The sequence below is a fragment of the Atlantibacter hermannii genome, from assembly GCF_009907385.1.
Lineage (GTDB): Bacteria > Pseudomonadota > Gammaproteobacteria > Enterobacterales > Enterobacteriaceae > Atlantibacter > Atlantibacter hermannii_A.
The window spans coordinates 34,198-49,231 of the sequence record NZ_JAAATR010000068.1 but is presented as its reverse complement, the minus strand read 5'-3'; the positions used below and the strand labels follow the sequence as shown (position 1 = coordinate 49,231).

At 56.5% G+C, this 15,034-nt stretch carries 12 protein-coding genes; 6 read left to right on the top strand and 6 right to left on the bottom strand.

Annotation, left to right across the window (positions count from 1 at the left end; translation table 11 throughout):
- Positions 1 to 184 precede the first annotated feature (184 nt).
- From feoA to feoC, 3 genes are read left to right on the top strand one after another with little or no spacing between them, the layout of a single operon-like run.
- Positions 185 to 409, top strand: a complete 225-nt coding sequence (feoA, locus tag GV764_RS16890; protein WP_161661134.1) for a ferrous iron transporter A — start codon at positions 185 to 187, stop codon at positions 407 to 409.
- Between the two features lie 19 nt (positions 410 to 428).
- Positions 429 to 2,747, top strand: coding sequence for a Fe(2+) transporter permease subunit FeoB (gene feoB, locus GV764_RS16885; protein ID WP_161661133.1), 2,319 nt, complete (start codon positions 429 to 431; stop codon positions 2,745 to 2,747).
- A 9-nt stretch (positions 2,748 to 2,756) separates the two neighbouring features.
- Positions 2,757 to 2,993, top strand: coding sequence for a [Fe-S]-dependent transcriptional repressor FeoC (feoC, locus tag GV764_RS16880; RefSeq protein ID WP_161661132.1), 237 nt, complete (start codon positions 2,757 to 2,759; stop codon positions 2,991 to 2,993).
- Between the two features lie 58 nt (positions 2,994 to 3,051).
- On the opposite strand, the gene GV764_RS16875 is transcribed toward feoC, so the two are convergent.
- Positions 3,052 to 3,321, bottom strand: coding sequence for a YdgH/BhsA/McbA-like domain containing protein (locus tag GV764_RS16875; RefSeq protein ID WP_161661131.1), 270 nt, complete (start codon positions 3,319 to 3,321; stop codon positions 3,052 to 3,054).
- A 115-nt stretch (positions 3,322 to 3,436) separates the two neighbouring features.
- Positions 3,437 to 4,222 (bottom strand): pimeloyl-ACP methyl ester esterase BioH, encoded by a 786-nt coding sequence (gene bioH, locus GV764_RS16870; RefSeq protein WP_161661130.1) that lies wholly within the window; start codon positions 4,220 to 4,222, stop codon positions 3,437 to 3,439.
- 35 nt (positions 4,223 to 4,257) lie between these two features.
- Between bioH and gntX the strand changes: the two genes are divergently transcribed.
- Together gntX and nfuA are read left to right on the top strand one after the other, a co-directional pair.
- A complete protein-coding gene (gene gntX / locus GV764_RS16865; protein WP_161661129.1) occupies positions 4,258 to 4,941 on the top strand; it encodes a DNA utilization protein GntX in 684 nt (227 codons plus the stop codon).
- Between the two features lie 58 nt (positions 4,942 to 4,999).
- A complete protein-coding gene (gene nfuA / locus GV764_RS16860; protein ID WP_002436473.1) occupies positions 5,000 to 5,575 on the top strand; it encodes a Fe-S biogenesis protein NfuA in 576 nt (191 codons plus the stop codon).
- A gap of 63 nt (positions 5,576 to 5,638) precedes the next feature.
- Here the strand turns inward: nfuA and malQ are convergent, their stop codons facing one another.
- A complete protein-coding gene (gene malQ, locus GV764_RS16855) occupies positions 5,639 to 7,747 on the bottom strand; it encodes a 4-alpha-glucanotransferase (RefSeq protein ID WP_161661128.1) in 2,109 nt (702 codons plus the stop codon).
- Between the two features lie 9 nt (positions 7,748 to 7,756).
- Positions 7,757 to 10,159: a maltodextrin phosphorylase gene (malP, locus tag GV764_RS16850; protein WP_161661127.1), complete on the bottom strand. Its 2,403-nt coding sequence runs from the start codon at positions 10,157 to 10,159 to the stop codon at positions 7,757 to 7,759.
- Between the two features lie 490 nt (positions 10,160 to 10,649).
- Here malP and malT point away from each other — a divergent pair, with 490 nt between their 5' ends.
- Positions 10,650 to 13,355: an HTH-type transcriptional regulator MalT gene (malT, locus tag GV764_RS16845; RefSeq protein WP_161661126.1), complete on the top strand. Its 2,706-nt coding sequence runs from the start codon at positions 10,650 to 10,652 to the stop codon at positions 13,353 to 13,355.
- Between the two features lie 25 nt (positions 13,356 to 13,380).
- Here malT and GV764_RS16840 read toward each other — a convergent pair whose 3' ends face one another.
- Together GV764_RS16840 and glpG are read right to left on the bottom strand one after the other, a co-directional pair.
- Positions 13,381 to 14,139, bottom strand: coding sequence for a DeoR/GlpR family transcriptional regulator (locus GV764_RS16840; RefSeq protein WP_161661125.1), 759 nt, complete (start codon positions 14,137 to 14,139; stop codon positions 13,381 to 13,383).
- 24 nt (positions 14,140 to 14,163) lie between these two features.
- On the bottom strand, positions 14,164 to 14,994 hold the full coding sequence (gene glpG, locus GV764_RS16835) for a rhomboid family intramembrane serine protease GlpG (RefSeq protein WP_161661124.1): 831 nt from the start codon (positions 14,992 to 14,994) through the stop codon (positions 14,164 to 14,166).
- Between the last annotated feature and the right edge of the window lie 40 nt (positions 14,995 to 15,034).

Below are 15,034 nucleotides of genomic sequence, written 5' to 3'. Positions count from 1 at the left end.
CGCCAAAACAATGAATGGTTAAATATTGTATTTAGCAACATATTCTGCATTGAAGATAGAAACCATTCTCATTATCATACCTTTCCATCAAGATTATTCCTTTTCTGCAAATGAATTTGGTTTCCTGTGCCTGCCCTCCAGTCATGGAAACCGTGTTTCCGACGACGAAAGACAAGAAGGCCCTATGCAATTTTGCGCTAACAGTACCTGGAAAATCACCGGCTTTGCCCGGGAAATTAGCCCGGCTTACCGCCAAAAATTACTTTCGTTAGGTTTACTCCCCGGCTCCTCTTTTGACGTGGTGCGCGTCGCCCCGCTGGGCGATCCGATTCATATTTCCACTCGCCGGGTAAACCTCGTGTTACGCAAAAAGGATTTAGCGTTGGTACAGGTTGAAGCAACGTCCTGATTTGAACTCAAAGTGACCTATGAAAAAGCTAACCATTGGATTAATCGGCAACCCGAACTCGGGCAAAACGACTCTGTTTAACCAGTTAACCGGTTCCCGGCAGCGGGTAGGCAACTGGGCTGGCGTCACCGTTGAACGTAAAGAGGGCTTCTTCGTCACGCCCGAGCATCAGGTCACGCTGGTGGATTTACCCGGCACCTACTCTCTGACGACGATCTCCTCTCAGACCTCGCTCGATGAACAAATTGCCTGCCATTACCTCCTGAGCGGCGACGCCGATCTGCTGATTAACGTGGTGGACGCCTCAAATCTTGAACGCAACCTCTATTTGACGCTACAACTTCGCGAGCTGGGTATTCCCTGCATTGTTGCCCTGAACATGCTGGATATTGCCGAGAAACAACAAATTCGCATTGATGTGGACGCGCTGGCGAATCGCCTCGGCTGCCCTGTGGTGCCGCTGGTTTCTACGCGCGGGCGCGGCATCGATACCCTGAAACGGATTATCGATCGCGACCATCAGATGCAAAGCGCGATCGACGTTCATTACGCGGCACCGCTTTGCCATGAAGCCAACTATCTGGCTGACCTGATGCCCGGCGAGATGCCGTTCACCCAGCGCCGCTGGCTGGGTTTGCAGATGCTGGAAGGCGATATCTATAGCCGCGCGTTTGCCGGTGATGCGGCGCAAAAGCTGGGCGTGGCGTTAGCGCGACTCAACGAAGAAATGGACGATCCGGCGCTGCACATCGCCGACGCGCGTTACCAGAGCATCGCCGCCATTTGCGACAGCGTCAGCAACAGCTTAACCGCGGAACCCCACCACTTAACTACCGTGCTGGATAAAATCGTCATCAACCGTTTTCTCGGCATCCCGGTGTTTTTACTGGTGATGTACCTGATGTTTCTGCTGGCGATTAACATTGGCGGCGCGTTGCAGCCGCTGTTTGACGTCGGTTCGGCAGCGATCTTTATTCACGGTTTGCAATGGGTCGGCGCCACGTTCCATTTCCCCCAGTGGCTGACGATTTTCCTCGCGCAGGGAATTGGCGGGGGTATCAATACCGTTCTGCCGCTGGTGCCGCAAATCGGCATGATGTATTTGTTCCTCTCGTTTCTTGAGGATTCCGGCTATATGGCGCGCGCGGCGTTTGTGATGGACCGTTTGATGCAGTCCCTCGGCCTGCCCGGCAAATCCTTCGTCCCGCTGATTGTCGGCTTCGGCTGCAACGTGCCGTCAGTGATGGGCGCCCGTACCCTGGATGCTCCACGCGAGCGACTGATGACCGTGATGATGGCGCCGTTTATGTCCTGTGGGGCGCGGCTGGCGATCTTCGCGGTATTTGCCGCCGCGTTCTTCGGCCAACAGGGCGCGCTGGTCGTGTTTTCGCTGTATCTGCTGGGCATCGTGATGGCGATCCTCACCGGCCTGATGCTGAAGCACACCATCATGCGCGGCGAAGCGACGCCGTTCGTGATGGAATTGCCGGTTTATCACGTCCCACATCTGAAAAGCCTGGTGCTGCAAACCTGGCAGCGCCTGAAGTCCTTCGTGATGCGCGCCGGGAAGGTGATTGTGGTGGTCAGTATTTTCGTCGGCGCGTTAAACAGTTTTTCGTTTAGCGGCAAGCCGGTAGATAACATCAACGACTCTGCACTGGCGTCGGTGAGCCAGGTGCTTACCCCGCTGCTGAAGCCCATCGGCGTCCAGGAAGATAACTGGCAGGCCACCGTGGGGCTGTTTACCGGCGCGATGGCGAAAGAAGTGGTGGTCGGCACGTTAAACACGCTGTACACCGCCGAAAATATCCATCAGGAAGAATTCGACGCCGCCAGCTTTAACCTGCTCGATGAGCTGGGCGGCGCGGTAGAAGAAACCTGGCAGAGCCTGAAAGAGACCTTCAGCCTGAGCGTGCTGATGAACCCCATTGAGGCCAGCAAAGGCGACGGCGAAATGGAAAGCGGCACGATGGGCGTAATGAGCGCAAAATTCGGCAGCAGCGCGTCGGCGTACAGCTACCTGATTTTTGTGCTGTTATATATTCCGTGCATTTCGGTGATGGGGGCGATCGCCCGCGAAACCAGCCGCAGCTGGATGGGCTTCTCTATTCTGTGGGGGCTGAATATCGCTTACTCGCTTTCGACGCTTTACTACCAGACCGTCTCTTTCCAGCAGCATCCTCAATACAGTCTGGTATGCATCCTGGCGGTCGTGCTGTTTAACGTGCTGGTGCTGACGCTGTTGCGCCGGGCGCGCAGCCGCGTTGATCTCGGCGTGTTGGGTCAGCGCAAGGCGGCGGAGGGCTGCTGTGAAACCTCCTCCAGCCACTGTCATTAAGGTAAACGTATGGCAACGTTGATACAGGTACGGGATTTGCTGGCGTTGCAGGGACGTCTTGAGGCAAGCAGGATGAGCGAACTGCTCGCCACGCCGCGTCCGATGATTGACGCGATGCTGGCGCGACTCGAAGCCATGGGTCGGGCAAAACGCGTAACGGAAGATTTGAGCGGGTGTTTGTCAGGCAGTTGTCAACGCTGCCCTGAAGGAAATGCTTGCCAAAAAACGTTCTGGACGCTTCAATAGCACCACAAAATAAAGAAAGCAGTGGCACTAAAAAAGGCGGGTTACCCCGCCTTTTTCATTATTTGTAGACGTCTGCGGTTGCGCGGATATCCTGCGTTTTCTTATCAGCGCTGGTGATCACATAGTAGGTGCCACCCATTTCATCGGCTTTTTTCGACAGTTCTCTTTTGGCATCCATCGGCGCAGTTTCATCGCTGGTGGAAATCGTGCCAATCTTGGTCAAATTCATTCCTGCCACTTTATCTTTCTCAAGTTCTTTCGCTGCGAATACGCCGAAAGAAAGCGAGCCGATAACTAAAGAAGTAACAAGGCCAGTAACTAATTTCATAGCTTCACACTCCTTAGAAAGGTTTGTTGTTTTGTGATGCCTGGCGGGGGCGACTCTGCGCCGAAAAAATAAAAATTGCCCGTGGGACAACCACTTTCTAAGTATTGACTGTTATTTATACTTTTACCAGAGACTGACGCAGGCTAAAAAGCACCTCGCAGAACATTTCGGAATAGTTAATAAATGGCGCATGGGCGGCTTTATCAAACATTACCGATTGGCTGCCCGGATAACGCGCATCCAACAACGCCGCCACCTTGCGCGGCACCAGCCCATCCAGCCGCCCGTATAAACGCCAGAACGGCATCGTTAATGAGGCGAGTTCGTCGCGCAAATCCACCGATCTGAGGATTTCCAGGCCGCCGTTCAGCACGTCGACGGAAGGCATCGGCGCATCCAGCACAATCGCTTTCAGCCTGCGGGCGTCCTGGCGGGCGCTTTCCGTGCCCAGCGTCTGTAACGCCAGGAAGCGCTCGACGGTACGCTGAAAATCTTCACTCAACTGCTGTTGAAAACCGGCCAGCACGGCGGGCTTAATCCCCGGCCACTGCTCTTCTTCGCGGGCGCTGAAGCAAGGAGATGAGGCAACGGTCACCAGCGCATCTACCCGTTCCGGGTGCGTTAACGCGATTTGGCTCGCCACCAGCCCGCCCAGGCTCCAGCCCAGCCAGATGGCATTGCGGGGGGCCTGACGCAGCACGCAATCCGCCATCGCGGCGAGATCCATCGCGCCGAAACCGGTACTGCGCCCATAACCTGGCAAATCAACCAGATGCAGCGTAAATTGCGAGGCTAATTGCTCGCTGATGCAATCCCACACGCCGGCATTCAGGCCCCATCCGTGCAACAGCACAAGATCAACATTTCCCTCTCCCCGGGTCTGCCACCAGATGTCATTCATTCGCTAAAGTCTCTTTTTTTGTCAGGAAGACCACGATGCTAACAGTACCCGCCTTGTGTTGGCTATGCAGGATGCCGCTTGCTGTTTCCCGGTGGGGGATCTGCTCCTGCTGTTACGCGGCGCTGCCCGCCCCACCGCCCTGCTGCCCAATCTGCGGCTTGCCTGCGGTTGTCACCACCTTGCCCTGCGGCCGCTGCTTGCGAAAATCCCCGCCCTGGCAGCGGTTGCTCTACGTAACGGATTACTGTCCGCCATTGAGCACGCTGGTGCAGGGACTGAAGTTTTACCGGCAAACCGCCCTGGCCCAGCCGTTGGCGCGGCTGATATTACTGCGCGTGCGTCAGGCCCGGCAGGAACTGGCGCTGCCGCCCCCCGATTTAATTATTAGCGTGCCGCTACATCGACGGCGAGCCTGGCGACGAGGGTTTAACCAGAGCGCGCTGCTGGCGAAACCGCTCGCCCGCTGGCTGGGCTGTCGCTATGAGGCGCGGGCATTAAGCCGCGTCAGGAGTACGCGGGTTCAGCACCATCTCAGTGCCCGATGGCGGAAAAAGAACCTGCGCGCGGCATTTCGCCTTGAATTGCCCGTGCGCGATCTCCATATCGTTATTGTGGATGACGTCGTAACAATGGGCAGTACGGTGGGAGAAATTGCCAAATTATTGCATCGCCATGGCGCGGCGACTGTCCAGGTATGGTGCCTGTGTCGAACCTTGTAGAGGGTCGATGATGGGCGTATTATAACCAGGTAAAATAGTCAACTATTAGGCCATTGCTATGATTCGTATTTCCGATGCTGCCCAGGCGCACTTTGTCAAACTTCTGGCTAACCAGGAAGAAGGCACCCAAATCCGCGTGTTCGTGATTAACCCAGGTACGCCGAATGCAGAATGCGGCGTGTCATACTGCCCGCCGGATGCGGTCGAAGCCAGCGACACGGCGCTGACCTTTGAACATCTCACCGCTTACGTGGACGAGTTAAGCGCTCCGTATCTGGAAGACGCGGAAATCGACTTTGTCACCGACCAGTTAGGTTCGCAGCTAACGCTGAAAGCGCCGAACGCCAAAATGCGTAAAGTATCCGACGACGCCCCGCTGATGGAGCGCGTGGAGTATCTGCTGCAATCGCAGATTAACCCGCAGCTGGCTGGCCACGGCGGCCGCGTGTCGCTGATGGAAATCACCGACGAAGGCTTCGCCATCCTGCAATTCGGCGGCGGCTGTAACGGTTGTTCGATGGTAGACGTAACGCTGAAGGAAGGGATCGAAAAGCAGCTGCTGAACGAGTTCCCGGAACTGAAAGGCGTGCGCGACCTGACCGAACACCAGCGCGGCGAGCACTCTTACTACTAATCTGCTGACCGCCGCAGACAAAAAAGCCGCTGAGGTATTCAGCGGCTTTTTTATGTCTGCCGTTTACTTCGTTTTCGGTGCCTCACGTTTGCGCGAGGCCGCGCGGCGCCGTTTATCCAGATCCTTAATCAGCTTGTTGACGCCTTCGTCGGCGAACATCTTCTCAAGGGGCGCGGATAACTTACGCCGCCAGTTTTTATACTGATAGCTGGTGCCGGGAATGTTGACCGGGTCCGCCATGTCCAGCCAGTCTTCCGGCTGCAAACCAAGCAAGGCGCAGTGCGTATCAGCGATATAACGCTGCATCGCCCGGTTAAGCAGCGGCGTCATCTTCATCCCTTTGGCTTTACGTCCCACGCTTTTCGGCAGGCAGTTGTACTGATGCAGCGCGTCCAGCAGCCCCTGTTTGGCACGTTCACGATCTTCATACAGCCCGCGCAGCACGATTTCATCCGGGTAAAGGCCCAGCGTTTTACCCAGCGTTAAATCGCCGCTCTCCCAGTAACCGCGCAGCGTCGGTAAATCATGGGTGGTCGCCACCGCCATCGCCTGCTCAGGCCAGGACTGGGGGGGGCGATAATGCTTGCGGGAGTCGTTTTCGAAATAGAGCACTTTGTAGGAATAGACCCCGTTCTGGCGCAGTTTGCCGACGATCTCCACCGGCACGGTGCCCAGATCTTCGCCAATCACCATGCACTGGTGGCGCTCGCTTTCCAGCGCCAGGATAGCCAGTAAATCATCCACGGGATAATGTACGTAAGCGCCCTGATCGGCGGTTTCGCCGTAAGGGATCCACCACAGCCGCAGCATGGACATCACGTGATCGATGCGCAACGCGCCGCAGTGGGTCATATTGGCGCGCAATAGCTGGATAAACGGCTCGTAACCACGCGCGGTCATCACGTGCGGATCCATCGGCGGCAATCCCCAGTTTTGACCGAGCGGCCCGAGAATATCCGGCGGCGCGCCGACCGACGCTTTCAGGCAGTACAGCTCGCGGTCGCACCAGGTCTCCGCGCCGCCTTCCGCCACGCCCACCGCCAGGTCGCGATACAGGCCGACCGGCATACCGTGTAACTGACTGGTTTCCCAACACTCCGCGAACTGTTTCCAGGCCAGCCATTGCAGCCACAGATAGAAGCGGATGTCGTCGGCATGGGCTTGACAAAAGGCTTTCACCTGCGGGCTGTCGATGGACTGATAGCCTTCGGGCCAGACCGGCCAGCCCCAGCGCAGTTCGTCCTCTTTCACCTGTTCGGCGTGCAGCGCATCAAACGCGGCCTGCCAGTAGAGGCTGTCGCCTTCGCTGTCGACAAAATCGCGAAACGCGCGCACCTGTTGATCATCCTCGCCACGCAGGGAAAACTGCTTCCAGGCCATGCGCAGGCCCGCCATTTTCAGGGCGGTCACCGCAGAATAATCCACCCACTGCGCATCCCGGGCCGCTTTCAGAGACTGCTGGGTGGTAGGCATTTCCCACCAGCTGCGCGCCTCTTCGCTTTGTTGGAAATCGTCAATGGCGTTAACGTCGATATAAATGACGTTCATCCAGCGGCGCGATGACGGGCTGTAAGGGCTGGCGCTTTCCGGATTAGCAGGATAGAGCGCGTGGATCGGGTTCAGGCCGATAAAGCTGCCACCCCGTTGCGCCACGGACACCAGCATCCGTTTCAGATCGCCGAAATCGCCAATCCCCCAGTTGGTGCGCGAGCGCAAAGTGTAGAGCTGTACGCAGGCACCCCAGATTTTTTCGCCTTTAACGATAGTTTCCGGTTCAAAGCAGCGTTTTGGCGCGACGATCAACCGGCATTCCCACTGCTGAGATTGCTGCTTCAGCGTCAGGGTGTGGTAGCCCAACGCTAATTTGGCGGGAAGCCGCAGGCTGTCGCCGCCCGTCGCGCTTCCCTTATGCTGCTTGCCCGCTTCCGTGGTCAGCAGCCATTCAAATTCACCTTTACCCTCAAGGGTAATCGCCATGCGGGTGCTGGAACGCAGCACCTTTACGCCGGGGATCGGCGCCGCAGCCGGTTTTTTAACCGCATGGGTGCGGTTCATCGCTTCCAGCAGGCGGCGCTTGGTTTCCAGACCAATCGCCTGAGCTTTGCCGTGAGCATTAATGTAATTAGCGCTAATACCCGCCTCAAGGGCGGCATTATTCAGGCGTTTATCCATGGCATATCCTTAACGTTTGGCCTGCCAAATACGGGTCTGGTAGTCGCGAATCGAGCGGTCAGAGCTGAACATGCCGCAACGCGCGGTATTCAGGATAGCAGCTCGTGTCCAGGCTTCCTGGTCGCGGTACAGTAAATCCGCCTGTTTTTGCGCCGCCACGTAGGAGGCGAAATCGGCCATCAGCAGATACGGGTCGCCGCCCGCTTTGCCGATGCTTTGCAGCATCGGGTCGAAAGCGTGCTTGTCGCCATCGGCATAGACGCCCTTTTCCAGCTCTTTCAGCACCGCATCCAGCAGTTTGTCTTTTTTACGCCATTTCACCGGGTCGTAGCCTTTGGCTTTCAGCACTTTGACTTCGTCTACCGTCAGGCCAAAGATAAAGATGTTTTCCACGCCCACTTTCTCGGCAATTTCAACGTTCGCCCCGTCCAGTGTGCCGACGGTGAGCGCGCCGTTAAGCGCCAGTTTCATGTTGCCGGTGCCGGAAGCTTCTTTACCGGCGGTAGAAATTTGCTCGGAAATATCCGCCGCCGGGATCATTTTCTCCGCTGCCGACACGCAGTAATCCGGCAGGAACACCACTTTCAGTTTGTCGCCCACTCGCGGATCGTTGTTGATCGCATCGGCCACTTTATTGATCACGTAGATGATGTTTTTGGCAAGGTAATACCCCGGCGCGGCTTTCGCGCCGAACAGGAACACGCGCGGCACGCGGTCAGCTTGCGGGTTTTCGCGGATTTCCTTGTACATCGCCAGAATATGCAGCAGGTTAAGGTGCTGGCGCTTGTATTCGTGCAGGCGTTTAATCTGGATATCGAACAGGGCTTCCGGGCTGATTTCAATGCCGGTGCGCGCTTTAACGAAAGCAGCCAGCCTGGCCTTGTTGCGCTGTTTGATGGCGCGGTATTCGTTACGGAAATCGGCGTCATCGGCATACTTTTCCAGATCCGCCAGCGCATCTAAATCGTTCACCCACGCTTTGTTCAGCGTCTTGTCGATGAGCGTCGCCAGTTCCGGGTTGCACTGTTTGATCCAGCGACGCGGCGTAATACCGTTGGTCACGTTGTGGAATTTGGTCGGCCACAGCTGGTGATATTCCGGGAACAGATCTTTCACCACCAGATCCGAGTGCAGCGCCGCCACCCCGTTGACCGCGAAACCGCTCACCACGCACAGGTTCGCCATACGCACTTGTTTGTCATACACCACCGCCAGTTTGGCCCACACCGCCTCGTCGCCCGGCCAGGTCTTGTCCACCAGCACTTTGAAGCGCGCGTTGATCTCTTTAATGATTTGCATGTGGCGCGGCAGCAGGGTGCGGATCAGCCGCTCGTCCCAGCACTCCAGCGCTTCAGGCATTAAGGTGTGGTTGGTATAAGCGAAGGTTTTGCTGGTGATAGCCCAGGCGTCATCCCAGCTCATCTGGTGCTCGTCAATCAGCACGCGCAGCAGTTCCGGGATAGCAATGGTCGGATGGGTATCGTTGAGCTGAATCACTTCATAATCCGGCAGTTCGTTAAGCGAGCGGCCCAGATAGTGATGGCGGCGCAGGATATCGGCAATGGAGCAGGCGCACTGGAAATACTGCTGCATCAGACGCAGCTTTTTACCGGCCTGATGGTTGTCGTTCGGATAGAGCACTTTGGTGAGCTTATCCGCATCGATGCCCTGCTGCTCGGCGCGCAGGAAGTCGCCATCGTTGAATTTGGTCAGGTTGAACGGATGCGCGTGGGTGGCCTGCCACAAGCGCAGCGGCTGTGCCACGCCGTTCTGATAGCCCAGCACCGGCAAATCCCAGGCCTGACCGGTGATGATAAAACCCGGTTCCCAGACCTGCTGGCCGCCGTTTTTCACCAGTTTGCCGCCAATGCCCACCTGCACATCCAGCGCCTCGTTGTGGCTGAACCACGGGTAGCCTTCGCGATGCCAGTTATCCGGCGCTTCCATCTGCTTGCCGTCTTCGAAGGACTGGCGAAACAGGCCGTACTGATAGTTCAGGCCATAGCCGGTTGCCGCCTGGCCGACCGTCGCCATAGAGTCCAGGAAACAGGCCGCCAGACGCCCAAGACCACCGTTACCCAGCGCCGGGTCGGTTTCCGCTTCCAGCAGATCGGTCAGGTTGACGCTGTGGCTCGCCAGCGCGTCGCTCACCGCCTGATACCAGCCCAGGTTGAGCAGGTTGTTGCCGGTCAGACGGCCAATCAGGAATTCCATTGAGATGTAGTTTACATGGCGCTGGTTGGCTTCAGGCTGAACCCTCGGCTGGGCGCGCAGCATTTCCGCCAGCGCGGCGCTGACGGCGTGCCACCACTGGCGGGACGTCATCTCACTGGCGGCAGATAAACCAAAACGTCGCCACTGACGCGTCAGGGCGGCCTCAAACTGGGTATTGTCAAACGTCGTCTGCGACATAGAAACAAGGGTCCTGTAAAAAGTAATGGCATTAGCGCTAGTGTGCCTGGCAGCCACGGCGAATTCCTCATCCTGCGGGGGATTAGGCAGGGAGGAGTAGTGGGGAGTAGGCAAAAATGTGATCCCAGACACTCAATACAGTCTCAAATTACCTTTCAACCGCTTTCTGTAAATCTTCTCAGCCATCACAATCTGTAAATACCCCTGTCGGCCCCGTGCCATAATTCATGATGTATATATTTACATTAGCGATAACTCTCAAAAACCGGGGAAGCCATCGCTACCGCTTCTGCAAGCCCCGTCTCACCTCATTCAAATGTCGTAGTAACATTTATAATAGTTATCGAAATGTGACTTAGTGCAACTTTACCCGCTATTAAAATCGACATAACTTGCAATACTTCTTAGGGTGTCCGACCCTAATGCCTGTATTAATTACGAGGCGCAAAATAAATCCTTCGGCCTGGATTACACAGTGAAGTGACCATCTATGTTGATACCGTCTAAATTAAGTCGCCCGGTTCGCCTGGAAAATACCGTTTTACGTGAACGGCTTTTAGCGAAATTGAGTAGCGCGCATCACTATCGACTGGCGCTTGTCACCAGCCCGGCGGGCTATGGCAAAACCACGCTGGTTTCCCAGTGGGCCTCCGGTAAACAGTATCTCGGATGGTTTTCTCTGGATGAAGGAGATAACCAACAAGAGCGCTTCGCCATTTATTTGATTGCGGCGATCCAACAGGCCACGGGCGGCCATTGCCCGACCAGCGAGGTGATGGCGCAAAAACGCCAGTACGCCAGCCTTAACTCCCTGTTTGCCCAGTTATTTATTGAACTCTCTGACTGGGAACGTCCGCTGTATCTGGTGATTGACGATTATCATCTCATCACCAACCCGGTGATCCACGATGCCATGCGTTTCTTTCTGCGCCATCAGCCGGAAAATGTCAGTCTGGTGGTGCTATCGCGCAATTTGCCCCAGCTCGGCATTGCTAACTTGCGGGTGCGCGACCAACTGCTGGAAATCGGCAGCCAGCAACTGGCTTTTACCCATCAGGAAGCCAGACAGTTTTTTGATTGTCGCCTGAACGCCCCTATCGAACCGGCTGAAAGCAACAAGATGTGCGATGACGTCGCCGGATGGGCGACCGCGTTGCAGCTTATCGCCCTCTCCGCCCGTCAAAATAATACCTCGGCGCATCAGTCCGCCCGTCGCCTGGCGGGGATTAATGCCAGCCATCTGTCTGATTATCTGGTGGATGAAGTGCTGGATAATATCGATGTTGATGTGCGCAAATTTCTGCTGAAAAGCGCGCTGCTGCGCTCGATGAACGATGCGCTGATCGTGCGCGTTACGGGCGAAGAAAACGGCCAGATGCGGCTGGAAGAGATTGAGCGCCAGGGTCTTTTCCTGCAACGCATGGACGATAGCGGCGAGTGGTTCAGCTATCATCCTCTGTTTGGTAACTTCCTGCGCCAGCGCTGCCAGTGGGAACTGGCGACGCAATTGCCGGAAATTCATCGCGCTGCCGCTGAAGGCTGGATGGCGCAGGGTTTCCCTGGCGAAGCCATTCATCACGCGCTGGCGGCAGGCGATGCCGCCATGCTGCGCGATATTCTGCTCAATCACGCCTGGGGCTTGTTCAACCACAGCGAACTGACGCTGCTGGAAGAGTCCCTGAAAGCGCTGCCCTGGGAGAGCCTGCTGGCTAACCCGAAACTGGTGCTGTTGCAGGCCTGGCTGATGCAAAGCCAGCATCGCTACGGCGAAGTCAACACCCTGCTCGCCCGCGCCGAACAGGAAATGAACGGTGAGATGGACGAGACATTACAGGGCGAATTTAACGCGCTGCGCGCCCAGGTGGCGATTAACGACGGCGATCCGCAAGAGGCGGAGCGGCTGTCGATTATCGCGCTGGAAATGCTACCGCTGGCTAGCTACTACAGCCGTATTGTCGCCACCTCGGTACACGGCGAAGTGCTGCACTGCAAAGGCGAGCTTAGCCAGTCGCTGGCGGTGATGCAGCAAACCGAGATGATGGCCCGTCGCCATGACGTCTGGCACTACGCCCTGTGGAGTCTGATCCAGCAAAGCGAAATCCTGTTTGCCCAGGGCTTTTTGCAGGCCGCCTGGGAAACCCAGGATAAAGCCTTCACGCTTATTCGCGAACAGCATCTGGAACAGCTACCCCTGCATGAATTTTTGCTGCGTATCCGGGCACAGCTGCTGTGGGCCTGGGCGCGTCTGGATGAGGCGGAAGCCTGCGCCCGTCAGGGCATTGAGGTTCTGGCGAATTACCAGCCCCAGCAGCAGTTGCAGTGCCTTGCGCTGCTGGTGCAAAGCTCGCTGGCGCGCGGCGCGCTGGATAATGCCCGCAGCCATCTCAACCGTCTGGAAAACCTGTTAGGCAACGGCCCGTATCACAGCGACTGGGTGTCGAACGCCGATAAAGTGCGGGTGATCTACTGGCAAATGACCGGCGATAAAACCGCCGCCGCCAACTGGCTGCGCCAGACGCCAAAGCCCGGCTCAGCGGATAATCATTTTCTGCAGAGTCAGTGGCGCAATATCGCCCGTGCGCAAATTCTGCTGGGGGATTTCGATCCGGCGGAGATGGTGCTGGAAGAGCTGAACGAAAACGCGCGTAGCCTGCGCCTGATGAGCGATATCAACCGCAATCTGCTGCTGTTGAATCAGCTTTACTGGCAATCAGGCCGCAAGAGCGACGCCCAGCGCGTGCTGCTGGAAGCGCTCACGCTCTCCAACCGCACCGGTTTCGTCAGCCATTTCGTGATTGAGGGCGAAGCCATGGCGCAGCAGTTGCGTCAGCTGATCCAACTCAATACCCTGCCGGAGCTGGAGCAGCATCGCGCGCAGTTGATTCTGCGCGAAATCAACCAGCATCATCGGCACAAGTTCGCCCATTTTGACGAGAATTTTGTCACGCGTTTATTAACCCATCCTGAAGTGCCGGAACTGATCCGCACCAGCCCGCTCACCCAGCGCGAATGGCAGGTGCTGGGGCTGATTTATTCCGGTTACAGCAACGATCAAATCGCTGGCGAGCTGGACGTAGCGGCCACTACCATCAAAACCCATATCCGCAATTTGTATCAGAAACTGGGCGTCGCCCATCGCCAGGCAGCGGTGCAGCATGCCCAGCAACTGCTTAAAATGATGGGATACGGGGTATAAAGGCACCCGGCAACGCTGGGTGCTGTCAGCAGAGTTCCAGCTGGATGTTATGTTCGCGGATCACCTGCAACACCCCCGCAGGCGGCGCAGTATCAGTATAAACCGCATCCACCAGGCTGATACTGCCCAGATTGACCATGGCGTTACGGCCAAACTTCGAGTGATCCACCACCAGCATCACGTGGCGCGAGTTTTCAATAATCGCCCGCTTGGTGCGCACTTCATGGTAATCGAACTCTAACAGCGAGCCGTCGCTGTCGATGCCGCTGATCCCGAGAATGCCGAAATCCAGCCGAAACTGGGAAATAAAATCCAGAGTCGCCTCGCCGATGATCCCACCGTCGCGGCTGCGCAGTTCGCCGCCCGCCAGAATGATACGGAAATCATCCTTTACCATCAGCGTATTGGCGACGTTGAGGTTGTTGGTCACGATACGCAGGTTTTCATGGTTCAACAGCGCGTGGGCTACCGCTTCCGGCGTGGTGCCGATATCAATAAACAGCGTAGCGCCATTAGGGATTTGGCTGGCGACGCGCTGGGCGATACGCGCCTTCTCCATGGTCTGGGTGGCCTTACGGTCGTGCCATGAGGTGTTGACGGAACTGGACGGCAGCGCCGCGCCGCCGTGATGGCGCAGAATCATATTTTGATCGGCCAGATCGTTTAAATCGCGGCGAATGGTCTGCGGGCTGACGGAAAATTGCTCCACCAGCTCTTCAGTGCTGACATACCCTTGTTTTTTAACAAGTTCAATAATGGCGTCATGACGCTGTGTTTGCTTCACTCTTTTCTCCTGCACTGCACTGAATTATGTTCGTTTTCGCAAATTAAGGCAGTCAACGAACGCCATCGCCAGCCCTACCAGCAGCCCGGTCAGGTGCGCGGCATTGGCAATTGAGAACCCAAACAGATCGAACCAACCGGCAACCAGCCACAGCAGCGCAAAAACCATTAAACCGCGCGGCATAACAATGCCGCTGTCGGGATCGCGCTCACCGCGTAGCCAGACGTAGCCCATCAGCGCATAGACCACGCCGGATAAGCCGCCAAACCAGGCGCCGCTGAATTGATGCTGTACGTAGCCGCTCAATAGCGCGGAAACCAGCGTCAGCACAATCAGTTTGCCGCTGCCAAGACGTTTTTCCACCGGCCCGCCGAGATACCACCACCATAACAAATTAAAGGTGATATGCATGATCGAGAAGTGAAGCAGCGCGTGGGTAAAGTAGCGCCAGAATTCAAAATCGAGACTTGAGTCATAAGGCCAGGCCAGCCAAACCATCACCGCCTGGTCGCCCACCATCAGCATCAGGACATAAACCGCGATACAAACGCAGGCAAGCCCAATGGTGAACGGACCGGCGCGTTCGCGCAGCGTTGCCATAAACGGATAACGGCGATAATGCAGGCCGCTGTCGGTATGGCCGGTGCGCCAGCTGGCAGCCAGGTAGCGCGGATCGTTCGGGTCGTCGAGAAATTTCGCCAGTTCGCCCTGCACCCGATCGGCCTGTTGATCGTCAGCCAGCCAGACATCTGTCTGGCTGTGCTGCTGAATGGTCAGAACAACGCCCTGCGTGGCCATGTAGTCCACAAAGGCCTGGGCCATTCGCGGATTGGCAAAAGTCGTAATCAGTACCATCAATAAACGCCGTTTTCCACACAAAGAAAGGGAGTATATA

Bases quoted from the DNA above. Each gene is read 5' to 3' on its own strand.
- feoB (WP_161661133.1), top strand. From the start codon at position 429: ATGAAAAAGCTAACCATTGGATTAATCGGCAACCCGAACTCGGGCAAA.
- bioH (WP_161661130.1), bottom strand. From the start codon at position 4,222: ATGAATGACATCTGGTGGCAGACCCGGGGAGAGGGAAATGTTGATCTT.
- GV764_RS16875 (WP_161661131.1), bottom strand. From the start codon at position 3,321: ATGAAATTAGTTACTGGCCTTGTTACTTCTTTAGTTATCGGCTCGCTT.
- feoA (WP_161661134.1), top strand. From the start codon at position 185: ATGCAATTTTGCGCTAACAGTACCTGGAAAATCACCGGCTTTGCCCGG.
- feoC (WP_161661132.1), top strand. From the start codon at position 2,757: ATGGCAACGTTGATACAGGTACGGGATTTGCTGGCGTTGCAGGGACGT.
- gntX (WP_161661129.1), top strand. From the start codon at position 4,258: ATGCTAACAGTACCCGCCTTGTGTTGGCTATGCAGGATGCCGCTTGCT.
- nfuA (WP_002436473.1), top strand. From the start codon at position 5,000: ATGATTCGTATTTCCGATGCTGCCCAGGCGCACTTTGTCAAACTTCTG.
- malP (WP_161661127.1), bottom strand. From the start codon at position 10,159: ATGTCGCAGACGACGTTTGACAATACCCAGTTTGAGGCCGCCCTGACG.
- malQ (WP_161661128.1), bottom strand. From the start codon at position 7,747: ATGGATAAACGCCTGAATAATGCCGCCCTTGAGGCGGGTATTAGCGCT.
- malT (WP_161661126.1), top strand. From the start codon at position 10,650: ATGTTGATACCGTCTAAATTAAGTCGCCCGGTTCGCCTGGAAAATACC.
- glpG (WP_161661124.1), bottom strand. From the start codon at position 14,994: ATGGTACTGATTACGACTTTTGCCAATCCGCGAATGGCCCAGGCCTTT.